The sequence below is a fragment of the Halomonas sp. AOP7-B1-5 genome, from assembly GCF_052353045.1.
GTDB classification, from domain to species: domain Bacteria; phylum Pseudomonadota; class Gammaproteobacteria; order Pseudomonadales; family Halomonadaceae; genus Vreelandella; species Vreelandella colorata.
This window is the reverse complement of record NZ_JBQTDC010000023.1, coordinates 1-26824: the sequence shown is the minus strand read 5'-3', so window position 1 is coordinate 26824 and position 26824 is coordinate 1. Positions and strand designations below refer to the sequence as shown.

General features: G+C 54.9%; 24 protein-coding genes. 14 read left to right on the top strand and 10 right to left on the bottom strand.

Annotated features, from left to right (window positions below):
- The first annotated feature begins 4 nt into the window (after positions 1-4).
- A complete protein-coding gene (locus tag ACT3XD_RS12210; protein ID WP_192538199.1) occupies positions 5-1315 on the top strand; it encodes an arsenic transporter in 1311 nt (436 codons plus the stop codon).
- 102 nt (positions 1316-1417) lie between these two features.
- Here the strand turns inward: ACT3XD_RS12210 and ACT3XD_RS12205 are convergent, their stop codons facing one another.
- Positions 1418-2164, bottom strand: a complete 747-nt coding sequence (locus ACT3XD_RS12205; protein WP_192538198.1) for a Crp/Fnr family transcriptional regulator — start codon at positions 2162-2164, stop codon at positions 1418-1420.
- 261 nt (positions 2165-2425) lie between these two features.
- On the opposite strand from ACT3XD_RS12205, the gene ACT3XD_RS12200 reads away from it, so the two are divergent.
- The 4 genes from ACT3XD_RS12200 (at position 2426) to ACT3XD_RS12185 (ending at position 6200) form a co-directional block, all read left to right on the top strand.
- Complete coding sequence (locus ACT3XD_RS12200; RefSeq protein ID WP_192538197.1) at positions 2426-3739, top strand: methyl-accepting chemotaxis protein; 1314 nt, start codon at positions 2426-2428, stop codon at positions 3737-3739.
- A 169-nt stretch (positions 3740-3908) separates the two neighbouring features.
- Positions 3909-4040 carry a hypothetical protein gene (locus tag ACT3XD_RS12195; RefSeq protein ID WP_318782757.1) on the top strand — a complete coding sequence of 44 codons (132 nt, stop codon included), beginning with the start codon at positions 3909-3911 and terminating at the stop codon, positions 4038-4040.
- 129 nt (positions 4041-4169) lie between these two features.
- Positions 4170-4703, top strand: a complete 534-nt coding sequence (locus tag ACT3XD_RS12190) for an invasion associated locus B family protein (protein WP_192538196.1) — start codon at positions 4170-4172, stop codon at positions 4701-4703.
- Between the two features lie 576 nt (positions 4704-5279).
- Positions 5280-6200, top strand: a complete 921-nt coding sequence (locus ACT3XD_RS12185; protein ID WP_192538195.1) for a ketopantoate reductase family protein — start codon at positions 5280-5282, stop codon at positions 6198-6200.
- A gap of 280 nt (positions 6201-6480) precedes the next feature.
- Here ACT3XD_RS12185 and ACT3XD_RS12180 read toward each other — a convergent pair whose 3' ends face one another.
- The 9 genes from ACT3XD_RS12180 to ACT3XD_RS12140 form a co-directional block, all read right to left on the bottom strand.
- A complete protein-coding gene (locus ACT3XD_RS12180; RefSeq protein ID WP_192538194.1) occupies positions 6481-7107 on the bottom strand; it encodes a glutathione S-transferase family protein in 627 nt (208 codons plus the stop codon).
- A gap of 188 nt (positions 7108-7295) precedes the next feature.
- Positions 7296-8198: a 3-hydroxyisobutyrate dehydrogenase gene (gene mmsB / locus ACT3XD_RS12175; protein ID WP_192538193.1), complete on the bottom strand. Its 903-nt coding sequence runs from the start codon at positions 8196-8198 to the stop codon at positions 7296-7298.
- A gap of 53 nt (positions 8199-8251) precedes the next feature.
- Entirely contained in the window at positions 8252-9367 is a 1116-nt protein-coding gene (locus ACT3XD_RS12170) for an enoyl-CoA hydratase/isomerase family protein (RefSeq protein ID WP_192538192.1), read from the bottom strand.
- 50 nt (positions 9368-9417) lie between these two features.
- A complete protein-coding gene (locus ACT3XD_RS12165; RefSeq protein ID WP_192538191.1) occupies positions 9418-10572 on the bottom strand; it encodes an acyl-CoA dehydrogenase family protein in 1155 nt (384 codons plus the stop codon).
- A gap of 198 nt (positions 10573-10770) precedes the next feature.
- Positions 10771-11778 carry a branched-chain amino acid ABC transporter permease gene (locus tag ACT3XD_RS12160; protein ID WP_192538190.1) on the bottom strand — a complete coding sequence of 336 codons (1008 nt, stop codon included), beginning with the start codon at positions 11776-11778 and terminating at the stop codon, positions 10771-10773.
- A gap of 2 nt (positions 11779-11780) precedes the next feature.
- The gene (locus tag ACT3XD_RS12155; RefSeq protein WP_192538189.1) at positions 11781-12668 is read right to left on the bottom strand and encodes a branched-chain amino acid ABC transporter permease; all 888 of its coding nucleotides are present in this window, start codon (positions 12666-12668) and stop codon (positions 11781-11783) included.
- A gap of 115 nt (positions 12669-12783) precedes the next feature.
- Positions 12784-14007, bottom strand: coding sequence for an ABC transporter substrate-binding protein (locus ACT3XD_RS12150; protein WP_192538188.1), 1224 nt, complete (start codon positions 14005-14007; stop codon positions 12784-12786).
- A gap of 51 nt (positions 14008-14058) precedes the next feature.
- Positions 14059-14823: an ABC transporter ATP-binding protein gene (locus ACT3XD_RS12145; RefSeq protein ID WP_407648096.1), complete on the bottom strand. Its 765-nt coding sequence runs from the start codon at positions 14821-14823 to the stop codon at positions 14059-14061.
- The gene (locus tag ACT3XD_RS12140) at positions 14820-15581 is read right to left on the bottom strand and encodes an ABC transporter ATP-binding protein (RefSeq protein ID WP_192538232.1); all 762 of its coding nucleotides are present in this window, start codon (positions 15579-15581) and stop codon (positions 14820-14822) included. The genes ACT3XD_RS12145 and ACT3XD_RS12140 overlap by 4 nt, the downstream gene beginning before the upstream one ends.
- Before the next feature lie 493 nt (positions 15582-16074).
- Here ACT3XD_RS12140 and ACT3XD_RS12135 point away from each other — a divergent pair, with 493 nt between their 5' ends.
- The 9 genes from ACT3XD_RS12135 (at position 16075) to ACT3XD_RS12095 (ending at position 26438) form a co-directional block, all read left to right on the top strand.
- Positions 16075-16500, top strand: coding sequence for a MerR family transcriptional regulator (locus tag ACT3XD_RS12135; RefSeq protein ID WP_192538187.1), 426 nt, complete (start codon positions 16075-16077; stop codon positions 16498-16500).
- Positions 16501-16587: 87 nt separating this feature from the next.
- Positions 16588-17757 carry an isovaleryl-CoA dehydrogenase gene (locus tag ACT3XD_RS12130; RefSeq protein WP_193092281.1) on the top strand — a complete coding sequence of 390 codons (1170 nt, stop codon included), beginning with the start codon at positions 16588-16590 and terminating at the stop codon, positions 17755-17757.
- 9 nt (positions 17758-17766) lie between these two features.
- On the top strand, positions 17767-19374 hold the full coding sequence (locus tag ACT3XD_RS12125) for a carboxyl transferase domain-containing protein (protein WP_192538185.1): 1608 nt from the start codon (positions 17767-17769) through the stop codon (positions 19372-19374).
- A gap of 10 nt (positions 19375-19384) precedes the next feature.
- Positions 19385-20209 (top strand): enoyl-CoA hydratase/isomerase family protein, encoded by an 825-nt coding sequence (locus ACT3XD_RS12120; protein ID WP_192538184.1) that lies wholly within the window; start codon positions 19385-19387, stop codon positions 20207-20209.
- Complete coding sequence (locus ACT3XD_RS12115) at positions 20206-22296, top strand: acetyl/propionyl/methylcrotonyl-CoA carboxylase subunit alpha (protein WP_192538183.1); 2091 nt, start codon at positions 20206-20208, stop codon at positions 22294-22296. Before ACT3XD_RS12120 ends, ACT3XD_RS12115 begins: the two co-directional genes overlap by 4 nt.
- An 11-nt stretch (positions 22297-22307) precedes the next feature.
- Entirely contained in the window at positions 22308-23231 is a 924-nt protein-coding gene (locus ACT3XD_RS12110; protein WP_192538182.1) for a hydroxymethylglutaryl-CoA lyase, read from the top strand.
- A 52-nt stretch (positions 23232-23283) separates the two neighbouring features.
- Positions 23284-25005: an AMP-binding protein gene (locus ACT3XD_RS12105; protein ID WP_192538181.1), complete on the top strand. Its 1722-nt coding sequence runs from the start codon at positions 23284-23286 to the stop codon at positions 25003-25005.
- On the top strand, positions 25002-25844 hold the full coding sequence (locus tag ACT3XD_RS12100) for a class I SAM-dependent methyltransferase (protein ID WP_192538180.1): 843 nt from the start codon (positions 25002-25004) through the stop codon (positions 25842-25844). The genes ACT3XD_RS12105 and ACT3XD_RS12100 overlap by 4 nt, the downstream gene beginning before the upstream one ends.
- A gap of 21 nt (positions 25845-25865) precedes the next feature.
- Positions 25866-26438: a hypothetical protein gene (locus ACT3XD_RS12095; protein ID WP_192538179.1), complete on the top strand. Its 573-nt coding sequence runs from the start codon at positions 25866-25868 to the stop codon at positions 26436-26438.
- The last annotated feature ends 386 nt before the right edge of the window (positions 26439-26824 follow it).

Here is a 26824-nt window from a genome sequence, read left to right as displayed (position 1 = left end):
TTTCATGTTGGCACTGGCCATTTTTGTCATCACCCTGGTTCTGGTGATCTGGCAGCCTAAAGGTTTGGGTATCGGGTGGAGTGCGCTGGGCGGTGCTTTAGTGGCGCTGCTTATGGGCGTGGTGCATTTAGCCGACATCGCTGTAGTGTGGGACATCGTCTGGGATGCCACGTTTACGTTTGTTGCCCTGATCATTATTTCGCTGATTTTAGACGAAGCGGGGTTCTTCGCCTGGGCAGCGCTGCATGTGGCGCGCTGGGGTAATGGGCGCGGACATCTGCTTTTCCCGCTGGTCGTGTTACTCGGCGCAATCATTGCCGCCTTCTTCGCGAATGACGGTGCCGCTCTACTGCTAACGCCCATTGTGATCGCTATTCTGCTGCGCCTAAACTTTGAACCACCTGCGGCGCTGGCCTTCATCATCGCGACGGGGTTTATCGCCGATACCGCAAGCCTGCCCTTGGTGATCTCTAACCTCGTTAATATCGTCAGTGCCAACTACTTTGATATTGGCTTTGATCGCTATGCGGCGGTTATGGTGCCGGTGAACCTGGTTTCCATAACAGCTACGCTTGCCGTACTCTGGATAGCCTTTGGCCGCCGAATCCCTAAACACTACGCCGTCGAAAACCTCGACCCACCGCGCTCAGCTATAAAGGACCCGCTAATCTTTCGAGTGGCGTTTCCGCTGCTGGCAACGCTTCTTATCGCCTACTTCGTGACCGCCCCGCTGGGCATTCCCATCGCATTTGTGACCGGAACGGCCGCCGTTCTACTAATGGCAATTGCCGGGCGCTGGTGGCAAGCAGGCCGTGGCGCCATCGTCTCCGTATCGGGTGCGCTACGCGGCGCCCCTTGGCAGATAGTGCTGTTCTCTATCGGCATGTATCTCGTCGTTTACGGGCTGGGTAATGCAGGGCTGACGAACTATGGCGCGATGGCGCTTGAATGGCTGGCTCAACAGGGCGACTTTATCGCCACGCTGGGTACCGGCTTCCTTTCCGCCATCGTCGCTTCTGTCATGAACAATATGCCCTCGACACTGGTTGGTGCGCTGGCGATTGATCAAGCGAACGTGCCTGCGGTAACGCAGGAGTTGATGGTCTACGCCAATGTAATTGGTAATGACCTAGGTCCCAAGTTCACCCCGATTGGCAGCCTCGCCACCCTGCTCTGGCTACACGTGCTAGCGGGCAAGGGATACAAAATTGGCTGGGGCCAGTATATGAAAATCGGCCTGCTGATTACGCCGCCGGTATTGCTGGCAACGCTGATTGCTTTGGCATTCTGGCTTCCTGCATTGTCAGCGGTATGAATGGAAATGAGATTGGTGACGGAAGTTAGACAACATTTCTTCCTAGCTTCCTGTATCGGTTATGGAACGGTCGTTTAGGCAGTTCTGTTGTAACTTAAAGGACTAACTTTTTAAAAGCTCAGAAAATGAGGGAGGCAGGAATTCATCAATATAGCTGTCATTAAATTCGACTAACCGCGCCAACGCTTCAGGGTCAGGCAGCATCACATGCTGGCGCTTTCGTATCACCAGCCCCTCTTCACGCAGCATCGAGAAAGTACGGCTTACGTGTACCGAACTCATTCCCAGTGCGTCGCTAATCAGCTCCTGAGTAAGCGGCATGAAGAAACTATTGTTCTCAACGGCCTTGATACGCTTGAGTCGCAGATAAATTTCATAGAGAAAGTGTGTCAATTGCTCGTAGGCCGAATACTTGCCGAGATAGATAAGCCGCTCGGAAAGTTGCGCCTGCTGACGCGTTGCTGTGGCCACAATACCAACGGCTAAGCTCGAACGCCCGAAGAGTTCAAAAAGCTGCTGATACGAGAATGGACAAATCACACCTTTATTAATCATTGCCACACTTGTCAGACGGCGAGTGAAGCCAAAATCGCGAATGCCGATGATATCGCCAGGCAGGTAGAAATTGAAGATCTGCTTCGAACCATTTTTCAAGTTACGATAAGAGTATGCCCAGCCCTCCTTGACCACGCAGAATTGATCAGTATCCTCCCTTTCCTGCCATAACACCTCGCTGGCTGACATGTACCTAGGGGTAAGCTCCAGGCCCAGCAATAGCGCTTTGTCTTCATGAGACAGAGCGCCTTGGGTATTAAGGCCCCGCATCACTTCTGTATCAATGAGAGACACTCCGTTACCTCTTAGGCAAATGGTTTATTAGCGTTATTCTAAAACATTTGCTTACTTCACCAAGCTAACGTAGGTTATGAATTATATGTATTATCAATCGGTTGCAAAAAAATCACAGGCATGATTCAAACACCTCGTTGCGCGGGACTGAAGTGTTAACCGATAGAGCGCACCGTTGTCATCACTGCGACATACGCTAAAGGACTCAAGAGCCTGCCCAGGCTGCCGATAAGTAATGTTATCGTCTATCGGAGTCTCCTGATGCTTAATCTGCGTCTAAAAAAAGAACCTGAAAACCAGCGTGGAGGGTTAGCGATGCTCCGCCAGTTGACTGCCCAGATGGACCGGGGAATGCTGTCCATCACATTGAACGCCGACTTCATTATCTCTTCTGTGAACCAGAGCTTTGCTGATGCCCTCGGTTACCAGCGAGAGCAGCTGCAAGGGCGGCCAATGTCGGAAATTGTGCCAACCTATGTCACCAAGCTGCCCTGTTTTCGAGATTTCAATCAAGCCATCGCAGCGCTCGCGCCAATTAACGACAACTATCGCTACTTACGTGCCGATGGCTCTCTTGTCTGGCTGAATATCGATTGGCTTCCGATACGAGGAATGAGCGGCAAGCTCTCTTACGTACAGGGTTATGGCCGCGATGTAACCACCAAGGTGGAAGGTGCAAAAGAGAGCGAGTCGTTCATTGCGGCGCTGCTCCGATCCACGGCCGTTATCCAGTTCAATCTTGATGGCACCATCATCACTGCAAACGAGCAGTTTCTTCAGGCCATGGGCTACCGACTTGAACAAATAACCGGCCAGCACCACCGCCTATTTTGTACAAAGGAGGAGGTTGGCTCGCCCGAATACACGGCCTTCTGGGAAAAACTAAACAGCGGAGAGTATGTGGCGGATCGCTTCAAGCGGATCGACAGCCGCGGCTCTGAAGTGTGGCTGGAGGCCACCTATAATCCGGTCTACAACGCTGATGGCCACCTCTGTAAGGTCGTAAAGTTTGCCAGCGTCGTCACCGAGCAAGTGGCACGCGAAGCCCAGGTACGCGAAGGCGCAAACGTTGCTTTTGAGGTTTCGCAGCAAACGGACATAAGCGCCACCAAGGGCGCTACGGTGGTTCAGCAGACGGTCGAGACCATGCAGCAGATAGCCTCGGAGATGGAGGCCGCTACCGAAAGCCTTGATGCGTTGAGCAAGCAATCACTACAGATTAATGCCATCGTACAAACCATCGGCGGTATTGCGGTGCAGACGAACCTGCTGGCCATAAACGCCGCTATCGAGGCCGCCAGAGCCGGTGAACAGGGGCGCGGCTTCGCCGTGGTTGCCGATGCAGTGCGAAAGTTGGCAGCCAGCACCAGTGCCGCCACCGTAGAGATTGTAAGCGTCGTCGAGAAAAACAAGGTGCTTTCAGATGACGTCAGGCGCCAGATGTTCAGCACCCGAGAAGAAGCCGAGCAAGGCCTGGAACTGGCAAGCCAAGCGGGCACCGTAATTGTCGAGATTCAGGAAGGTGCCAAACAGGTGGTAGACGCTGTACGGCGTTTTTCTAACGAATTGAAGTAGCGAAAACATCGCCAGCATTCCAAGCGCCACTCAATAATGTCTGCGGTGATAATCCGACGAACGTGCCCATCGTAACGCAGGAATTGATGATCTACTCTAACGTCATCAGCAATGACCTGAGCCCCAAGTTCACCCGATTGGCAGCCTTGCCACACTGCTCTGGCTACACGTGCTAGCAGGCAAGGCATACACGTTTGGCTGGGGCCAGTATATGAAAATCGGCCTGCTGATCACGCCGCCGGTGATATTGGCAACGCTGGTTGCTTTGACGCTTTGGTTACCGGTGTTATCGGCGGCATGAACTGCCTAGTGCTTTAAGTTCACCTACGTAGCCCACGATTTCGTCATCCAAGAACTCGACCTCAAGCGAACAAGCGTGCATGGTAGTTATTATTATCCACCGTCAGCGAACCAACAGGAGGTTACGCCAATGCCACACTATCTTACTAAACACCTCTGTAGGATGGGGCTATTATCGATCTTGGTATTGTCTCCCAATGCCTTCAGCCAACAGCAACCGGCCACGGCTGCCGGTAATAATGCCACCACCGAGTCGTTCCAGGATTGGGAGGTCCGTTGCCAGCGTAATGCCGAGGGTCAGACCCCCTGTGCGATGTCGCAATTGATTACTCGACCTAATAGCGACCAGCCTTTGATGCAGGTAATTCTCGACTATCCGCCCCAGATTGATGACCCGGTGATGAGCTTCTTCGTGCCGTTGGGGGTACGTCTAGCCGCGGGCTTGCAATTGAAAGTGGGTAACGGTGAGCCAATCCAGTTCCCCTATCAGGTCTGCCAGGAGCAAGGGTGCCGTGCTGACACCCCTATTGAACCATCGATGTTGCAGCAACTCCGCAGCGGTAATACGGCAACCCTCAGCATTATTGATCCACGCGGAGAGCGCATGGATCTAGATATTTCGCTGATCGGCTTTACCGACGCCAGCACCCGTATAGCTCGCTAATCTTAGCCCCCCGCCCGACACAGTCGGTTCTTAAGGGTTGGCAAGTCTATTCAGCCGTTGCCAGTAGGCTTACGTTTGCACCTGCTGGCATGTCGTCAAAGCACAAACTGCGTTCTACCACATAACATTTCGGTACGGTGGTCGGATTCTCAAACGATGCATAAGTGTTTGGCGAGCGCAATGCGCAGCACGTCGATACGGTGGTGGGCTCTCGTCCAACTTGCTGTAAGCGATCATCTATCCGCTTATGCAAGCTGTTTGACCAGAAGGCTCATCTGAAGCCGAAAGACATTTGGGATTGAATCGTCCCAGCAACCAGCTTTGCTCACTTTGGGTCGAAATAGGGCATTAAGCACAGTACCTTACGGCCCTCGTCGTTGTACTTCGCCCTAACAAGCGCTACGGCTAAAACCCTCACTAACATTCACAAAATCGGCTTAGCCCTAACGCCAGCAGATAATACTAAGCATCGTCATTAGCAATTAGACGTCTCTCTGAACTCTCTCACTTCGCCTTCATTTCTGCATAGCAAACAAGCTAAGCTGATCGACAACACCGCTGCTGAGTACATACTCAATGACCTCACACTGGATTCTCGGCCCTGGCGCGATCGGCCGCCTGTTGGCCCATTCGCTCTCCCCTCTTGCTGACGTCACATCCGTCGGTCGCCGTGCGCTGCCTGCGCAGCAAACGATAACGACACCGGAAGCCGAGCCGCGTAGCCAGCACTTAAACGTGATAACCACATCGCAGCTGTTAGCCAAGGCGCCAGCGCCGCCCACTTGTGTGCATATCACCACCAAGGCGATGGCTGCTGAAGCGGCATTAGAAAGCGTGGCGAGCATTCTTTCTACAACTACCCCACTGGTGCTATGGCAGAACGGTTTTTTGGCTCAGCCGAGGCTGACTGAGCTTTGGCCGGGGCCAGTGCTTTGTGCCACAACTACGGAGGGCGCTTATCTAACCGGTGATAAAAACTTGGTGCATGCGGGGCATGGGCATACGTTTGTGGGGGATCTGGAGAATCGCCACGCTGCGTTGGCTCAGCAGATAGCCCATCAGCTTGCTCAAGCAGGGCTTGCGGCCACGGCGGTAGATGATATTCGTAGCCGCCTATGGCAGAAACTGGCGGTGAATGCGGCGATTAATCCGCTGGTTGCTTTGAATGGAATTCGTAACGGTGAGCTGCGTTGCGCTGCTTACGCAGGCCGCGTTGAGGCGGTAGTTGAGGAAGTGGCAGAAATTATGTTGGCCGAAGGAGTTCAGGCGCCTAACGGTGACAGCGGTTTGGATGACTGGCTGGCGCTGGCTTGGGACGTTATTGAGAAGACGGCGAACAATAAGGCGTCGATGCTGCAAGATGTGGAGGCTAAGCGGCTTACCGAGCGCGAGGCGATTTTAGGACCGTTGATTGGGAGTGGTGAGCGGCATGAAGTAGGTTGTGAGGTTTTACGGGGGTTGAATCGTGAGTTGGCGGTGTTGGAGGCGGGGTTTTAGCCGGTTCAGGGTTGTTGGGGCGGCTTCGCCGCCCTTTCGCGCCGGGCCGCCGCTGCGGGTGCCTCGTTACCCGCACTACAGGTTTGAAATATCGCATATTTATAATTTTGTAGCGCGGTGTAAGCGTTAGCGCACCCGCGAAGGATGCGGCCACAGCGGTGAAACGGTTTAGACAACGCGAACCACCACATCGCGAGCAAGCATTTGAAACCATTGATTTTGTAGCGCGGTGTAAGCGTTAGCGCACCCGCGGAGGATGCGGCTATAAAGATGAAGCGGTTTAGGTAACTGGGATCATTACTACATCACGAAATACGGACCGCTCAGTTAGCTGTTGGTACCAACGCTCCAGGTTAGGGCGCGGCTGCCAGGTTAGGCCTATATTCCATAAATTGTAGATAAACGGCGCGACGGCGATATCACCCAGGCCAAACTCCTCGCCGGAGAACCATGCCTGCTTGGCGAGTACGTTATCCAGCAGTTCAAACAGTTTTTCGCAGTTCTGCATGCCCGCTTCGATCTTGGCGTTATCACGCTGCTCGGGCGGTGTTCTTACATAGCCCATCAATATCACCCGGTGGGCGGGCGAAAGCGTGTTGCTTGACCAGTCCATCCATTTTTCTGCCTGGGCGCGTTTTGCCGGGTCTTCTACCCACAGTTTGCCTTGGCCATATTGCGCGGCCAGGTAGCGAATGATGGTATTGGATTCCCAAAGCACGCTGTCAGTGGTGTCATCTTTTAATACCGGCACCAGCCCGTTAGGGTTCATTGCCAGGTACTCCGGGGTGTTATTGACCCCGTGTTGAAGGCCCGCCTGAATTTGCTCGAAAGGCACTTCCAGCTCTTCAAGTACCCATATGACTTTTTTAACGTTGGTCGAGTTATTGCGACCCCACAGCGTGATCATAACGTTCCTTATTGGTTGGTTTTTTTAAGAGTTTACCCGATCACGCCGTGAGATAAAGGTGGTTTAGGTGTGGGGCGGCTTCGCCGCCCTTTCGCGCCGGGCCGCCGCTGCGGGTGCCTCATTTGCTCGTGCCTCGCAAGATTCGTTACCACGCGCTACAACATCTTTCGCCCCACACCCTACACCCTTCACCTTTCACCTTTCTTATCCTGATAAAACTGCATCAGGCTGGAGAAGTCGAGCTTGCCGTTGCCGCCCGCTTTATGCAGCGTGAACAGCGCACGGGCGGCAGAGCCCATGGGCACGGGTGCGGCGCTTTGCTGGCTGACATCCATGGCAAGCCCCAGGTCTTTGATCATTAAATCTACCTGGAAGCCCCCTTGATAGCCTTTTGACGCGGGGGCATTTTCCATTACCCCAGGGTAGGGGTTGTAAACGTTTAGCGCCCAGTTACCGCCCGAGCTTTGCTTCATGATTTCAGACAGCACCGCGGGGTCTAAACCGTTTTTAACCCCCATATTGATCGCTTCGCAGGTGCCCGCCATTAATACCGATAGCAGCATGTTGTTGCACGCTTTAGCCACCTGCCCCGCACCGTGGTCGCCCGCGTGGAAGATATTTTTGCCCATCGCATCGAGTACGGGCTTAGCCTTCGCGAACTGGTCGTCGCTGCCACCTACAATAAAGGTCAGCGTGCCTGCCTGGGCACCGCCTACCCCACCGGACACCGGCGCATCCACAAAACTAATGCCGCGCTTCTCACCAATATCGGCAACGTTACGCGCCGTATCGGCATCAATGGTCGAGCAGTCAATAATCAACGCGCCCGGTTGGACGACGTCAAACAACGGCACATCCCCATCAACGTACAGCGCTTTTACATGCTTGCCTGCGGGCAGCATGGAAATAATGAAATCAGCCTCGGCGGCGGCTTCACGGGCCGAGCTTACCACCTCGCAGCCTTGTGATTGGGCTGTTTCCAAGGCGGCTTCTGACAGGTCGAATGCACGCACGGTGTAACCGGCCTTGACCAGGTTGGCCGCCATAGGGCCGCCCATATTGCCTAAACCGACAAATGCCACGATAGCCATAATATTGTCCTTATTGTTGATTGTTAACGTTCAAGAACATCTGTTTTATCTAGTCACTTAAGATCAGCGAGCGGACTTTCCGGCCACGGCGAGGCTAAAAGCTCGTCGATAAAACTGTCTTCCACCACCGTTACATCGGCATAGGTCCAGGCGGGCTGGCCGTCTTTATCCACGAGCAAGGCACGTACGCCTTCCGGGAACTCGCGATGGCGGCAGCACTGAACCGAAAGCGCAAGCTCTGACTGAAACACTTCGGCAAGCGACATATGTTTGGCGCGCTTTAGCTGCTCATCGATCAGTTTGATGGAAACCGGGCTGCCGTGCGCCAGGGTCTTTTGCGCTTTGTTGAACCACTTGTCGTCACTTTCCACCGCCAGCACGGCAGCTACCATCTGCTCAGCGGTGTCGTGATCCATCAACTCGCGAATCAACGGGGCGAAATTACCCACCGGCGTATCCAGCTCCGCGAAATCGGCTTTAGAGGCTTGCTCTAGTTCGCGCAGAGTGCGGTTTACCACGCCGTGGGCATCGGTATTTTCCCCGGCGCCCCAGGTTGCGTTCATAAGCTTTTGAATAAGCTCGTCGCGGTAATGGCTGGCGATACAGCGGTCGGCCAGGCCCAGGGTTAGCGCATCAGGGGCGTTAATCTGGCTGCCGGTCATAGCTAGAAACCGCCCGGCACCGCCCGGCAGACGGTTTAAAAACCAGCTGGCGCCTACATCGGGATACAGGCCAATGGTCACTTCGGGCATGGCTAAGCGGGAGGTTTCTGTGACCACACGGTGGCTGCTGGCGTTTAACAGCCCCATGCCGCCGCCCATTACAATGCCATTGCCCCAGCAAATAACCGGTTTTGAATAGGTGTGGAGCCGGTAATCCAGGCGGTATTCCGTCTCGAAAAACCGCTCAGGGAAGTTGGGGTCGCCTTGGCCGGTAATGGCTTTATAAAGGCTGACCACATCGCCGCCCGCACAAAAGGCTTTTTCACCTGCGCTATCCAGCAGGATGGCGACAATACGCTCGTCGGCTTCCCAGGCGTCTATTTGGGGCAGGATGGCCTCGATCATGTCTAACGTTAGCGCGTTCAGCGAGCGCTCGGCGTTAAGTTTGATTTCAGCGATCGCATGGCCATCGTCGGTAGAGTGCTCGGTAAACAGTACGCTACTCATTCAACCATCCTTGATAGGTAATCAGTGACTATCACTATAGTCCGGTAGATTTATAGTTCGGCGGCGTTATCGGCGAGCACTCGGCGCGAAATGATCAGGCGCATAATCTCGTTGGTGCCTTCCAGAATTCGATGTACCCGCGTGTCACGCACATAGCGCTCCATGGGGTACTCCTTGATATAACCGTTGCCGCCGTATAGCTGCAGCGCCTCATCGCAGACGTTAAAGCCCACATCAGTAGCAAAACGTTTCGCCATGGCGCAGTAAGTGGTGGCATCGGCGTGGCCGGCATCCAGTTTGGTCGCGGCCATTCTTACCAATTGGCGGGCGGCTACCAGCTCGGTGACCATATCGGCCAGGCGAAACTGCAGGGCCTGAAACTCTGCCAGACGCTTACCGAACTGCTTGCGCTCAAGCATATATTCGCGGGCCTTATTGATCGCCTGCTGCGCTGTGCCGATAGAGCAGGTAGCGATATTGATCCGCCCGCCATCCAGACCTTTCATGGCGATCTTGAAGCCATCACCTTCGCTACCCAGCAGGTGATTGGCGGGTACGCGGACGTCTTCAAAGGTAACCATTCGGGTAGGCTGGCTGTTCCAACCCATTTTGTCCTCTTTGCGCCCGTAGCTAATGCCTTGCGACTTGGCATCCACGGCAAACGCGGAAACGCCACCAGCGCCCTCACTGCCGGTACGCGCCATCACCACCAGAAAATCGGTGCTGCCCGCGCCGGAAATAAACATCTTGCTGCCATTGAGCACGTAGTGTTCGCCATCGCGCTTGGCCGTGGTTTTAAGCGAGGCCGCATCGGAACCCGCATTGGGCTCGGTTAAGCAGTAAGAGCCGAGCAGCTCGCCGGTCGCAAGCTTCGCCCCCCACTGCTCAACCACATCGGGCTGGCCGAAATCGGCAAGCATCCAGGTCACCATATTGTGGATGGTGAGATACGCCGTGGTAGAGGTACAGCCCATGGAAAGCTGCTCGAAGATAATGCTGGCATCCAGCCGGGAAAGACCCAGCCCGCCCACGCTTTCCGGCGCGTAAAGCGAGCAGAAGCCCAGCTCACCGGCCTTACGGATAACGTCTACGGGAAAAATAGCCTCGGCGTCCCATTGTGCAGCATGGGGCTCAAGCTCATTTTGGGCGAAGGCCCGCGCCATATCGGCAAAGGCTACCTGGTCTTCACTCAACTCAAAGTTCATGGCCAATCTCCGCTAATGTGTACACACATTAGATGTTGTCGTTGTAATTGACGTTTACGTTAACTTATCGCCTAAACCAGTGCTGCGCAACCATTTGGCGCCCACGACCTTCGGTGTAGAGCGACTCATTTACGCGTATAAAAAAGGCGCCTCGAAGGCGCCACATCCAAAGGCCTGTTCAACCAAAACAGCGCGGTTTTAAACAGCCTGAAGATACTTGAAGTTTTTACGATACATATTGCCAAGCTCCCCTACGATACCGCTTCGAAAGCTTAGTACGCAGACCACAAAGATTAGCCCCAGCATCACGCTTACCCAGTTGCCCAGCGGCGACTGGGACAGAATATGCTGCAAGCTGACGACTAGCCCTGCGCCCATGATCGGCCCCAGCAACGTGCCTACCCCGCCTAACAGCGTCATCAGGATGACCTCGCCCGACATATGCCAGTGGGCATCGGTAAGGGACGCCAGCTGGAACACCACGGTTTTGGTTGAACCGGCAAGCCCCGCCAACGCCGCAGAGATAACAAACGCCACCAGCTTATAGGCATCCACGTTGTAACCCAGCGAAATGGCCCGCGGCTCGTTTTCACGAATGGCTTTCAGTACTTGGCCAAACGGCGAATGCACGGTGCGCTGGATAAGCGCGTAGCCGAGCAGGAAAACCGTAAACACGAAGTAGTACATCGCCAGATTGTTACTTAGGCTGATAAGCCCAAACAGATTGCCCCGCGGCACGCCGTGCAGTCCATCTTCCCCGCCGGTAAACGGTGCCTGGATAAACACAAAGAACATCAGCTGCGCCAACGCCAGCGTCACCATGGCAAAGTAGATGCCCTGGCGGCGAATAGACAACACGCCGAACAACACGCCTAGCAGCGTGGCCGAAAGCGTACCGGCAATAATTCCAAGCTCAGGGGTAAGCCCCGGGTAGCTTGCCAGCAAATACCCCGTTACATAGCCGCCGGTGGCCAAAAACGCAGCATGGCCAAAAGACAGCAATCCTGCGTAACCCAGCAGCAGGTTGAAGGCGCAGGCAAACAGCGCGAAGCAGAGTATCTTCATCAAGAACACGGGGTACGCTAGAAACGGTGCCACCAACCCCATCACGACCAGTGCAATATAGAAGAGCGTACGACGCTGATTGGCCCGGCGCTGGCGTTTTGCCACCACAGAAGGCGCTTTCAAAGTGTGAGATTCGGTCATGGCTATGCCTCCTTCCCGAACAGCCCAGCTGGGCGCAACATGAGCACTAAAATCATCACCAGGAAAATCACCGTATTGGCGGCTTCCGGATAGTAGACCTTGGTTAACCCTTCAATAATGCCCATCCCCAGCCCGGTGAGAATAGCGCCTAGTATCGACCCCATCCCGCCGATAACGACCACGGCAAACACCACAATCAAAAGGCTTGACCCCATGGTCGGCGAAACCGGATAAAGCGGTGCTGCCAGTACACCGGCAAACGCCGCCAGCCCTACGCCAAAGCCATAGGTAAGGGTGATCAACAGCGGTACGTTGACTCCGAATGCCTGCATCAGCTGCGAGTTCTCGGTTCCCGCGCGTAAATAGGCGCCTAGCCGGGTGCGCTCGATCATAAACCAGGTAAACAGGCACATGGCGAGTGCGGCCACCAGAACCCAGGCCCGATACGTAGGCAAGAACATAAAGCCCAGATTCAGCCCGCCCTGGAGTATTTCAGGCGTTGCATAGCGGGCACCTGAAACGCCAAAGAAGTTAACCAGCGTGCCCTCAAAAATAAGCGCCAACCCGAAGGTTAATAAAAGCCCATACAGGTGATCCAAATGGGCAATGCGGCGCAGTAGAAAACGCTCTACCAGCATGCCTAGCCCAGCAATCACCAGCGGCACTAAAATGAGCGCCAGCCAGTAGTTAATCCCCAGATAACGAAACCCCAAAAGGGCCGCAAATGCGCCCAGCATGTACTGCGCGCCGTGTGCAAAATTGACGATTTTTAAAAGGCCAAAAATGACGGCAAGCCCCAGGCTTAACAGCGCGTAAAACGCACCGTTGACCAGCCCCAGGGTGAGCTGCCCCATGAACACCGCCATGGGCACACCAAATATCATCGTCATAGCACGAATCTCCTCGCCGCGTTGGGCCGCCTTACCCGGCGACCCAAGCGGTAACGCTTAATAATGACTTAGCGCTTAACAATGCCCTGGCGCTGAATAATGACTAAGACGGAGCTTAGTTCTGTACCAGTTTGCACTGGCTTTCAGACAGCGGGCGGTAAGCTTCTTCGGCAGGAATGGTGCTGAGGATTTCGTAAAGATCCCACTCACCGGTGGACTCTTCCGGGGTTTTCACCTGCGCCAGGTACATATCGTGCACCATGCGGCCATCTTCACGAATACGACCGTTGCGGGCGAAGAAGTCATTGATGGGCTCTTCAGCCATCTGGGCACGTACGGTTTCAGGATCGTCGGTGCCCGCGGCTTCAATGGCTTGCAGGTAATGCATGGTGCTTGAATAGATACCCGCCTGTACCATGGTGGGCATGCGGCCAACTTCTTCGAAGTAGCGCTCGGACCATTCGCGTGCCTGGTCATCCATGTCCCAGTACCAGCCGGTGGTTAACAGCAGGTTTTGGGTGGCCTCAAGGCCTAGCGCATGCACGTCATTCAAGAATATCAGCAGGCCCGCAAGCTGCTGGCCGCTTTGCGTCAACCCAAACTGGCTCGCAGTGGTAATCGCGTTAACCGTATCCGCACCGGCGTTGGCCAGACCAACAATTTTGGCGCCAGAACCCTGGGCCTGGAGGATATAAGAAGAGAAGTCATTGGTTGGGAACGGATGGCGGACACCGCCAACAATTTCACCACCGCTAGCTTCCACTACGTTAGTGACATCGGCTTCAAGCGCATGGCCAAAGGCGTAATCAGCAGTGAGCAAAAACCAGCTATCACCGCCCTGCTCGACCACCGCTTTAGCGGTACCGTTGGCCAGCGGATAAGTATCATAAACCCAGTGGATATGGTTCGGTGTGCAGTGCTCGTTAGTAATACTTGAAGCCGCCGAACCGGATACAATGCCTAAGCCATCGTTCTCTTCAAGCACTTTGGTAACGGCGATCGAAACAGAAGAGGCCACCAGGCCCGCCACCATATCCACGTTGCGCTGATCGATCCATTCACGCACCGTGTTGGCACCTACGTCGGCGCTATTACGGTCGTCGGCGCTGAAGACCACAATGGGCGAGCCATTAACGCTGCCACCGAAATCTTCAATCGCCATCTCAAGCGCCGATAATCCACCGGGCCCGGCCAGATCGCGATAAGTACCCGACATATCGGCCAGATAGCCAATCCGCACCTCGCCGTCACTGATCTCGGCCTGCGCTGTCGACATTGCCATGCTGGAAGCAGCTGCTACGGCAATGCTGGCAACCAATGTTTTTTTCATTAACGTCATGTTCGTCTCCTGGCCCTTAAGCCTTTGTTGTTGTGTTGCGACGTAACCTGGTTATACCCCTAACATCGAATTGAGATGCTCGCGCCGCGCAGGTAGCTGTGCGGCGCTGATCTCTTCTACTATCTGGCCGTGATCCATCACAAAGTGGCGGTCGGCAAGCGGTGCGGCAAAGCGGAAATTCTGCTCGACCAGCACAATGGTCATCCCTTGGGCCTTGAGCAGCACCAACACCTCGCCCAGTTTTTGCACGATGACCGGCGCCAGCCCTTCGGTAATTTCATCCAGCAGCAAAAGGCGTGCGCCGGTACGTAAAATGCGTGCCATGGCCAGCATCTGCTGCTCGCCTCCGGAAAGCCGCGTTCCCTGGCTTTTACGCCGTTCATATAAATTGGGGAACATGGCGTAAATATCGTCCAAGCTCATACCGCCCGAACTGACCGTAGGCGGTAACAGCAGGTTTTCATGAACATCCAGGCTTGAGAAAATCCCCCGTTCCTCAGGGCAATAGCCAATACCCAGACGTGGAATATGGTGGGGCTTCATCGCCAGTGTTTCCTGGCCGTTGATGACGATAGAGCCCGTTCGCCGTCCTACCATGTTCATGATGGCCTTAAGCGTGGTGCTTCGCCCAGCGCCGTTGCGGCCTAACAGGGTGACAAGCTCGCCCTGCTTTACGTCAAAGTTCACCCCGTGAAGAATGTGCGATTCGCCATAAAAGGCGTGCAGGTCTTTTATCCTAAGCATTTCGCGCGGCTGAACGTGGGTGCTGGGCGCCGCGGCTTGCGTATCAACGGCTGCTGCATCGGCAATACTCATGCGCTGGCCCTCTCTTGTTCAGCGGCGTCGCTGCCCATATACGCCTCACGCACCAGCGGATTGCGCGACACGCTTTCATAGTCCCCTTCAGCCAGAACAGCGCCCCGGGCAAGCACCGTGATTTGATCACACAGGCGGCTCACCACGCTCAGGTTGTGCTCGACCATCAGGACCGTTCGCCCTTTGGAAACGCGTTTGATAAGCGCTACGATGCGGTCAACGTCTTCGGCCCCCATGCCTTGGGTTGGCTCATCCAACAGCATCATCACAGGGTCTAGCGCCAGCGTCGTCGCAACTTCCAGCGCCCGTTTGCGCCCATAAGGCATTTCAACCGTTAGCGTATCGGCATACTCGCGCAGCCCCACTTCTTCAAGCAGTGCCAAGGCACGCTCGTTAAGGTGATCTAGGGATTTTTCCGATTTCCAGAAGTGAAAGGATGTGCCGAGCTGGCGCTGAAGCGCAACGCGTACGTTCTCAAGCGCCGTCATATGGGCAAACACCGCGGAAATCTGAAATGAACGCACTAAACCAAGCCGGGCAATCTGGTTGGATTTAAGCGCGGTAATCGGCTTACCGTGATACAGAATTTCGCCCCGCGTGGGGGGAAGAAACTTGGTGAGTAAGTTAAAGACGGTGGTCTTACCGGCACCGTTAGGCCCGATCAGGGCATGAATATGGCCTTCCTGAACGCTGAGATTAACGTTATCCACCGCCGTAAAGCCACGGAACGCTTTTGTCAGCCCTCGCGTTTCGAGCACTGGCGCTTGGGAAGAACTTGTTGTCGAAGCACTTGTTGCCAAAGCACTTTGTGTAGAAGTACCGGTCGTGAAAGTACTGCTCTTGGAAGTACTGTTCTCGGAAGTACTGTTTGCGGAAGTACTGTCTGCACTCATAGAGCAATAAGCCTCTTGTTGTTCTTATGCTGAGCAATTCTCGTGCTGACGTTTCACCAGCTCCTTACCGCTTTAATGAGGTAGGTTCGTTATTATTGTTAGCTGGCAATGCATCTTTACCTTTACGTAAGGTTTAAGTGCAAACTAGCAATCTCTAGCAGGCAATTACAATTACAACTTTGGTCTACAAAAAATAACATTAAATGCTAATAAAACATTAAGTATTTATTTTACATAGAGTTAAACCAAACCATTAAACCATTGGCTTAGGCAATGACTTCTTTACGTTAACGTAAACTTGTTTTAGCCTCATCAGCAGTGTTCCATAGGAACAGCCCCTTTTGAAGAGAATTAACCCATGAGCAAAACCTACTCGATCAGCGAACTGGCCAGCGAGTTTGACGTCACCACCCGTAGCATTCGGTTTTACGAAGATCAGGAACTGCTTCACCCGGCACGGCGGGGCCAAACACGCATTTACAGCAGCAAGGATCGAGTACGGCTAAAGTTGACCCTACGGGGCAAACGGCTGGGGCTTTCACTGGCGGAGATCCGAGAATTATTTGAGCTTTGGGATGAGACCCGCAGCGGTAGTGAAAAACAGCTGCAGCTTATGTTGAACAAAATCGGCGAACGCCGGGCAGCGCTTGAACAGCAGATGAAAGATATCACCATGGTACAGCTGGAGCTTGAAAGTGCCGAGATTCGCTGCCGTCAGGCGCTTGAGGAGCTACACGAAAAACAATCCGATGAAGAACGCATTCAGGCTTCATCGTCTACTTAAGATTTCGTGGCGTCTCATTCCCTATCCAACAATGATTTTCAATAAGCAATTTCTCATAAACAATTTCTAATAAACAGGTGATTGACCATGCACTCTCTCTACTCAGAACTGAATTTCGGTCTTGATGACGAAATGAACATGCTGCGCGAGCAGGTCAATGCCTTCGCCGCCAGCGAAATTGCCCCGCGCGCCGCGGAAATCGACCGCAATAATGAATTTCCTAACGACTTATGGAAGAAGTTTGGCGACATGGGCCTTTTAGGCATCACCGTGTCTGAAGAAGATGGCGGCAGTGGCATGGGCTATCTTGCCCACTGTATCGCCATGGAAGAGATCTCCCGGGCGAGCGCATCGGTCGCACTGTCTTACGGTGCCCACTCCAACCTGTGTGTGAATCAGATCAAGCGCAACGCCTCCGCCGAACAGAAAGCCAAATATCTGCCCAAATTGATCAGCGGCGAACACGTCGGCGCGCTAGCCATGTCCGAACCTGGCGCTGGTTCCGATGTGGTCTCCATGCAGCTGCGGGCTAAAAAAGTCGGCGATAACTACCTTCTAAACGGCAACAAAATGTGGATCACCAACGGCCCCGATGCCGATGTGCTGGTGGTCTACGCCAAGACTGACCCGGAAGCCGGGTCCAAAGGCATTACCACTTTCCTGATCGAAAAAGGCATGCCGGGATTCTCCACGGCGCAGAAGCTCGACAAGCTGGGCATGCGCGGCTCCAACACCTGCGAATTGGTGTTTCAGGATTGCGAGGTTCCCGCTGAAAACGTGCTGGGCGAAGAAGGCAAAGGTGTGCGCGTATTGATGAGCGGACTGGACTACGAACGCACCGTACTGGCCGCAGGGCCGGTCGGCATCATGCAGGCCGCCATGGATGTCGTGATGCCGTATATTCATGAGCGCAAACAGTTTAATCAGTCGATCGGTGAGTTCCAGCTGGTACAGGGCAAAGTGGCGGATATGTATACCACGCTGAATGCCTGCCGCGCTTATCTGTATGCCGTCGCGGCCGCGTGTGATCGCGACCAGACCTCGCGCAAGGATGCCGCCGGCGTCATCCTCTACTGTGCCGAGAAAGCCACCCAGGTAGCGCTGGATTCCATTCAGCTGTTGGGCGGTAACGGCTATATCAACGAATACCCCACCGGGCGCCTGCTGCGCGACGCGAAGCTTTATGAAATCGGCGCGGGCACCAGTGAAATTCGGCGGATGTTGATTGGCCGCGAACTCTTCACCGAAAGCCAGTAGAGGCGCGCCATGAGCATTCTCAGCACTCAGATTAATCCACGTAGCGAGCTCTTTCAGACCAATGAGCAGTCGATGCGTGGCGTGGTTACCCAGTTGCATGAACTCACCGCGGCCGTTGCCCAGGGTGGCGGCGTTAAATCTCGTGAGCGTCATGAGAGCCGAGGTAAACTGTTTGTGCGTGACCGCATCGATCACCTGATCGACGAAGGCTCGCCTTTTCTAGAGTTTTCAGCGCTTGCTGCCCACAAGGTGTATGAAAGCGACGTACCGGCCGCCGGTGTGGTGACCGGCATTGGGCGCGTATCAGGCGTTGAATGCGTGATTGTGGCCAACGATGCCACGGTAAAAGGCGGCACCTACTTTCCGCTGACGGTCAAAAAACATATTCGCGCCCAGGAAATCGCCCGCAAGCATCGCCTACCGTGTATTTATCTGGTCGATTCCGGCGGTGCCTTTCTACCCCGTCAGGATGAAGTCTTCCCTGACCGCGACCACTTCGGGCGCATTTTTTATAATCAGGCCACCCTGTCGGCCGAAGGCATTCCGCAAATTGCCGTGGTGATGGGTTCCTGCACGGCAGGCGGCGCGTATGTGCCCGCCATGGCCGATGAATCGATCATCGTTAAAGAGCAAGGCACCATCTTTCTGGGTGGCCCGCCGCTGGTCAAAGCGGCCACCGGTGAAAGCATCAGTGCCGAGGCGTTGGGCGGCGCCGATGTACATGCCAAGGTCAGCGGCGTGGCCGACCATTATGCCGAAAACGATATGCATGCCCTGCAGCTTGCCCGGGCCTGTGTCTCGCGCCTGAACTGGCAAAAGCGCGGCAAGCTTGCCATGCAGGCTCCCGAGCCGCCCAAGCTCGACCCGTTGGAGCTTTATGGCATTGTGGGCACCGACCTTAAAAAGCCCTTTGATGTTCGTGAAGTCATCGGGCGCATCGTCGACAGCTCTGATTTTGATGAATTCAAACGCTACTACGGCGACACCTTGGTCACCGGATTTGCGCATATTCATGGCCACCCGGTGGGTATTGTGGCTAATAACGGCGTGCTGTTTTCAGAGAGTGCCGTCAAAGGCGCCCACTTTATTGAGCTGTGCGCCCAGCGCAAAATTCCGTTGATTTTTCTGCAGAACATCACCGGTTTCATGGTGGGTTCCAAGTACGAGCATGAAGGTATCGCCAAGCATGGCGCCAAGCTGGTCACCGCCGTAGCGTGTGCCAAGGTACCCAAATTCACCGTGCTGATTGGCGGAAGCTTCGGGGCGGGTAACTACGGCATGTGCGGCCGCGCTTATGATCCTAATATGCTATTCATGTGGCCCAACGCGCGTATATCCGTCATGGGTGGCGAGCAGGCCGCTGGCGTACTGGCTCAGGTTAAGCGCGAGCAGTATGAGCGCGAAGGCAGCGAATGGACTAAAGAGGCCGAAGAGGCGTTCAAGCAGCCCACCCGCGAACAGTATGAGCACCAGGGACACCCTTACTACGCCAGTGCCCGGCTCTGGGATGACGGCGTAATCGACCCGCTACAGACCCGCGATGTACTGGGTTTAGCGCTGGCCGCGGCCATGAACGCTGAGATTGAAGAGACACGCTTCGGCGTGTTCCGGATGTAAGGGGCCTATCATGACGAATTCAACGTTAACCATAGATGCAGGTGTTGCCCGCTTAATCCTTAATCGCCCGGACGTTCACAACGCCTTTGATGACCAGCTAATTGCCGAGCTGAATGCACACCTCGACAAGCTTCAGATGCTGATTAAAAGCGGTGAGGTACGCGTGGTGGTACTGGGCTCTGAAGGCAATAGCTTCTCAGCGGGCGCGGATTTGAACTGGATGAAGCGCATGGTCGATTACGATTTTGAAGACAATCTGGCCGATTCGCGCAAGCTCGCCACGCTGATGCACAGCCTGGATACGCTGCCCTGCCCCACGCTGTGCCGGGTTCAGGGTGCAGCCTTTGGTGGCGCCGTAGGCTTGGCCGCCTGCTGCGATATCGTTATTGCCTCCGATAAAGCCAGGTTCTGCCTTTCAGAAGTCAAGATTGGCCTCTCGCCTGCGGTCATTAGCCCCTATGTACACCGCGCACTCGGCGCACGCCAGATGCGCCGTTACGCGTTGAGCGCTGAAGTCATTGATGCGCCCACCGCACTCAGTCTGGGCCTGGCCCATCAGGTCGTTGAACACGGCGCACTGGATAGCGCGGTAGATGCCATGCTGGAAACTTTGCTCGCCGGTTCCCCGCAGGCGCAGCAGGTTACCAAAGCGCTGCTCCAAACGGTCAGCCAGTCGCCTGATTCTGACGCCACACGCGAACAAACCTGTCAGGTGATTGCCAAGCTGCGGGTTAGCCAGGAAGGCCAGGAAGGACTGGCTGGATTTTTTGAAAAGCGTCGCCCCGCCTGGGCTGAAACGCCTCTATCCGGCAATGCCAAGGAGCGCCGCTCATGAGCCACCTCACGTCGTCTGAATCTAACCTGCGCACCACGCCCTTTGACACCCTGCTGATCGCCAACCGGGGTGAAATTGCCTGTCGGGTAATGCGCACGGCACGCCTTATGGGGCTTAAAACCGTTGCCGTTTATTCCGATGCCGACGCCAACTCCCGCCACGTACGTGAAGCCGATGAAGCCATTCGTATTGGTCCCGCCGCTGCGCGCGAAAGCTATTTGAATATCGAGGCGGTGATTGACGCCGCCAAGCGCACCGGCAGTGGCGCCATTCATCCCGGCTACGGCTTTCTTTCAGAAAACGGCGCCTTTGTAAAAGCACTCGAAGAAGCGGGTATTACCTTTATCGGGCCGCCCGCGTCAGCCATTGCCGCCATGGGGGATAAATCGGCCGCCAAAGCGCGCATGGCCAATGCAGATGTGCCGCTGGTGCCGGGCTACCACGGCGATAACCAGGATGATGACCTGCTCCGGGCTGAGGCCGATAAAATCGGTTACCCGGTCATGCTCAAAGCCAGCGCCGGTGGCGGTGGTAAAGGCATGCGCGTGGTCGAAAAAAGCGAGGCCTTTCAGGCAGCGCTGGAAGGCTGTCGCCGCGAGTCTAAAGCCGCTTTCGGCGATGATCGTATGCTTATCGAAAAATACCTGGTCCAGCCACGTCATGTGGAAGTACAGGTATTTTGTGATAGTCAGGGCCACGGCGTGTACCTATTCGAGCGCGACTGCAGCATTCAACGCCGCCACCAAAAAGTCCTCGAAGAAGCCCCCGCCCCGGGCATGACGCCGGAACTACGCGCGGCGATGGGTAATGCAGCCGTGCGTGCCGCTCAGGAAATTGGCTACGTGGGCGCGGGCACGGTTGAGTTTCTATTGGATGCTTCGCCAGGCCAGGACGGGGCGTTCTACTTTATGGAGATGAACACCCGTCTGCAGGTCGAGCACCCGGTGACTGAAATGATCACCGGCCAGGATCTGGTCGAATGGCAGCTGCGGGTGGCAATGGGTGAATCGCTGCCTTGCACACAGGAAGCATTGACGATCACCGGGCATAGCTTTGAAGCACGCCTTTATGCTGAAGACCCTGATCAGGACTTTTTACCCGCCACGGGCAAGCTTACTCGCTTTGCGCTCGATTTAGCGGACACCGACTTAAAGGCCGAGCAGGTGCGCCTGGATAGCGGTGTGGAAAGCGGTGATACGGTTTCCATGCACTACGACCCCATGCTTGCCAAGCTGATTGTGCATGGCAGTGACCGGGATGCCGCCCTGGCCACCCTTAACCGCGCGCTAGCGGCCCTCGATATACAGGGCGTGGTCACCAACCGGGCTTTTTTGCAGCGCCTGGCGACTCACCCCGCGTTTAAGAACGTAGAGCTGGATACACGGTTTATCGAGCGCCACGAGGCCACCCTGTTTGCCGCGCACCACTACCAGCCTGAAGACTATGCCAGCGCCGCGTTACTAGCGTTACACCAGCTGGCCCAGGAGTGCGAAAGCAATTCGCCCTGGGATCGCCATGATGGCTTTCGGCTTAACGCGCCACGCACGGTGCGCATTGCCCTGCACGATCCCAAGCACTCTCAAGCGCCGGAGGATGCAAGCCCCCTAGTGGTTGTGGAAGGCAAACGACACCCGGGTGACCCAGAGTGGCACCTAACCATTAATGGCCACGCCGTTAATGAGCAAACCTTTAGCGCCAGCCTTCAACCGCTTACCGGCAATGCCGTGGCGATTACCCTTAACGGGCATCGCCGCCGCCTGCATGCCCAGCGCGATGGCAATGTGTTAATCATGGTCGACCCGCAGGGCGAAACCCGCCTTTACTGGCAGCGCATTGATGCGATTGATCACGGCCAGCATGAAGTGCAGGCGAGCTTTACCGCTCCCATGCATGGCACGGTGGTGGCGCTGCTGGTTGAAGCCGGGGCGAGCGTCGAAAAAGGCATTCCCCTGATGGTCATGGAAGCCATGAAGATGGAACACACCATGACCGCGCCGACTAACGGCCGCGTGGAAGGTTTCCGCTTTCAGGCAGGCGATACCGTTAGCCAGGGTGATGTATTACTCGACTTCGCCCCAGGCGAATAAGGAGCTTGACCATGGTACTGCGCCAATCCAGCCTTCCCCAGCGCGTGCGCCTGTTCGAAATGGCCCCCCGAGACGGCCTGCAAAACGAGCCCGGGTCAATGGTGCCTACCGCGACCAAAATCGATCTGATTCATCGGCTCGCCAATGCCGGCATCCGCCATATTGAAGCGGCAAGCTTTGTATCACCCAAGTGGGTGCCGCAAATGGGCGATGCGACCGACGTAATGCATGGCATTACCCGTACTCCCGGCGTGGTTTACTCGGCCCTTACCCCTAATCTCAAGGGGCTTGAAAATGCCTTGGCCGCAGGCGTCGATGAAGTAGCGGTATTTGGTGCGGCCTCTGAAGCGTTTTCACAAAAGAACATCAACTGCTCGATTGCTGAATCCCTTGAGCGCTTCAAGCCTGTGCTCAAGCGCGCACGTGATGCGAATGTGCGTGTGCGCGGCTACGTTTCCTGTGTGCTGGGGTGCCCTTATGAAGGCGATATTCCCCCTGAGAAAGTCGCTCAGGTGGCCAAGGCCCTTTATGACATGGGCTGCTATGAGATTTCCCTCGGTGACACCATTGGAGTGGGTACGCCGCTGGCTGCCAAGCGCATGATTGAGGCCGTTTCCGGGCAGGTGCCGATCGATCGGCTGGCGGCGCATTTTCATGATACCTATGGTATGGCCATCGCCAATCTTTATGCGGTCATGCAAGAAGGTGTCAGCGTGATTGATGCTGCGACCGGCGGCTTGGGCGGCTGCCCTTATGCCAAAGGTGCCTCCGGTAACGTCGCCACCGAAGACGTGCTTTACCTGCTGGAAGGTTTAGGCATTGAAACGGGGATTGATCTGCAGGCCGTGCTGGATACCGGTAATTGGATTACCCAGGCGCTGGGCCGTAAGCCGACCTCAAAAGTTGCCCTGGCCAGAGGCGCACGCTCAAGCTAACCCTCATCAACGCGGCCTGCTCGATCAGACAATAAAAATACGGAGAGACATCATGGCGCTACATGACCCCAGCCTATCTAAAGCCCTGCCCAGCTATGCCAGCAGCACCGCTGACAAACCGCTGCTGGGCATGACTATCGGCGATAAATTCGATCAAATTGCCGCGCAGTATCCCGATAACGATGCCCTGATTGTGCTGCACCAGAATATTCACTGGCGCTACTGCGAGCTTCATGAAGAGGTAAACCGCTGCGCACGTGCGTTACTGGCCATTGGCGTGAAGTGTGGTGATCGGGTCGGTATGTGGGCGCCTAACTGCAGCGAGTGGACATTAACCCAATTCGCTACCGCCAAAATTGGTGCCATTTTAGTCAACATCAACCCGGCTTACCGTACTCATGAACTTGAGTATGCGCTTAACCAATCCGGCGCGCGTTTTTTGGTCTGCGCCGACAGTTTCAAAAGCTCAGACTACCGCGGCATGCTCTATGAGCTGGCGCCGGAGCTTCAAACCAGTGCAGAAGGTGCGCTCAAATCGCTAAAGCTACCCCAGCTTGAGTGCGTGATTAACTTAAGCAGCGAGAAACATCCCGGCATGTGGCGCTGGTCAGATTTAATGCAGGAGTCGAGCAAGGTTAGCCAAACCGACGTAAACGACCTGCAAAGCACCCTTCAGTTTGACGACCCGATCAATATTCAATACACCTCGGGTACCACCGGCTTTCCGAAAGGCGCCACGCTTTCTCATCACAATATTCTTAATAACGGCTTTTTTGTGGCTGAAAGCATGGGCTTTACCAGCGAAGATCGTCTGGTCATTCCGGTGCCGCTTTATCACTGCTTTGGCATGGTCATGGGTAATCTGGGCTGTATGACCCATGGAGCGGCGATGATTTACCCCGATGAAGGCTTTGACCCCGGTAAAGTACTCAAAGCCGTTCACGAACAAAAAGCCACCGCGCTCTACGGCGTGCCTACCATGTTTATCGCTGAGCTGGATCACCCCGAGTTTGCCAACACCGACCTCTCTTCACTGCGTACCGGTATCATGGCAGGCTCGATTTGCCCAGCCGAGATCATGAAACAAGTCATCAACAAGATGAACATGAAGGGCGTGCAGATCGCCTACGGGATGACTGAAACCAGCCCGGTTTCTACCCAAACGGGCGCAAATGACAGTATTGAAAAGCGGGTTTCCACCGTGGGGCGTACCCAGCCGCATCTGGAGAGCAAAATTGTTGACCCCGGCAATGGCGCCATCTTACCCCGCGGTGAAATCGGTGAGCTGTGTACCCGGGGCTATAGCGTCATGCTCCAATACTGGAACAACGAGCAGGCCACGCGTGAGGCCATCGACGAATCCGGCTGGATGCATACCGGCGACTTGGCCACCATGGATGAAGAGGGTTATATCCAGATCGTCGGACGTATTAAAGACATGGTGATTCGCGGGGGTGAAAACGTTTACCCCAAAGAAATCGAGGAGTTTCTGTACACCCACCCGGTGATTTCCGATGTGCAGGTCACCGGCGTGCCCGACAAAAAATATGGTGAGGAGCTGGTTGCCTGGGTAAAACTCAACGCTACGGCGGGTGAGATTAGCGGCGAAGACCTGCGTGAGTTCTGTAAAGGCAAGATCACCCACTTCAAGATCCCCCGCTACTTTAAATTCGTCAATGAATTCCCCATGACGGTGACCGGCAAAATCCAGAAATTCAAGATGCGCGAAATTTCCACTCAAGAGCTGGGATTGAATCCAGAATCACCGTCATGACAGACGCACCGCGTTTGGCTGAGCATTACCAGCAGGGGCTGCGCGATGCCGATGTGCTGGCGCAAATTCGCAGCCATTATCCGGCGGGCCCTACCCTGCACCAGTTGGCCCCGCTTGATCAGCTGCATATCGGCGGCGTAACGGCCACTACGCGGTTGCTCGCGCTGCTTGACCCAGCCCTTCATCCACGCGTTCTGGATATTGGTGCAGGCTTGGGCGGGTTAATGCGCCAAGGCGCAGCGCAGGGTTTTCAGGTGACCGGCCTGGACATTACCCACCGTTTTAACGCACTCAATAAAGCGCTAAGTGAGTTGAGCGAACCCCACTCAACGCCGCTTTTCTGGATAACGGGAGATGCGACTGCCCTACCGTTTGCAGATAACACCTTTGACGCGCTTTTATTTCAGCACAGCCTGCTCAATATGCCTGATGCCACCCGGGTGTTTGCCGAAAGCCACCGGGTATTACGCCCTGGCGGGCAGCTGGTAATGCATGAAGTAGTGAGCGGGCCTAATGTAGACGCCCTGCGCTACCCTGTGCCCTGGGCGACAGAACCCACGCACTCGCACCTGCTTAGCCAAACGGCACTTACCCAGCAACTGCAGCAAAGCGGCTTTACGCTTGAGCACTGCGTTGACTGGAGCGATATCGCCCTGGAGTGGCGTGAGCGCCAGGGCAATAAAGAGCAAACCGCCCAGATGCCAATCCTTTCGCCGCAGTGGGTATTTGGTGAGCGCTTCCAGGAAATGGGCAAAAACCTGCTTTTTAACCTCAAGCAGCAGGCAATTAACTTGGTAGAAGTTAAAGCCAGTTGCTATGCTGGTGGGGATAATAATTAAAGCCAAGGATGAGGAACGCCAATGAAACGCTTGGCTGGCGCTATCCTGTACAGTGTTATCGGTTTGAATTTAACTATTGTAGCCGCTGTCGCCAATGACGAGGTGCCAGCAATTGCCTATGCCATGCCGGAGAGCGAGCTCATGCGACTCGATAACGGCGTGGTACTGGAAGGCAGCGATTTAAGCAGTTTGGACACCTACACATCCGGTTTTCGCTTAACGGCCGGGTTTAGTCCCTGGCAACTCCCCCAATTAGATATTGGCGCTGAAATTGCCTACCGCGAAAGCGAAGAAGTGCCGATTGCCTCCAGCATGTCACCCATGATCATGGATACGCTAAGTTTAGGCGGCGCCATTGTGGCAGGCATCCGTATGGGGGCTTTCAGTATGTACGCTAAGTCTGGCCTGACCGAATGGCGCGGCGATACCGACCAGCCTCAAGGTGCAGACGAAGGCGGCACCGCCTGGCTGCAAGGCTTTGGCGCCACCGTCACCATTAACCGGCTGATCACCCGTTTGGAATATGAACGCGTTGATGCACCAACGCTAAGCCACCTCAATCAACTCAGCGCATCGCTGCATTTGCCTTTTTAGGTTCTTATTACTATTAGCATTCTTTTTATAAGCTATTACTTGTCTTCCTGCGTGTAAGACATTTCCCTTTCTGCAGTTATTGCCTCGGTAGTTATCGCCTCAGTACTTAAGCACATCCATGCCAAAAGCTTTTCGTTGCTTGACCATAATCGTTACTCATTTCTTACATGCGAAAACGCTAATTTTTTAGTCTTCCACCGTCTTTGTAAGCCGATGCCAATAATTTTGTAAGCAATGTCTTACAACGCTGTAAGAGATTAACGCCTCTTAACCTCCAAGGGTTGCCCTTCCCGCTCAGCCCGCTACCCTAAGCGTTTCTCATTAGCAAACGCGGTTCAAGGAGCGATACCATGGCGGATAAAACAGGCCTGCAGTTTACTCTCACC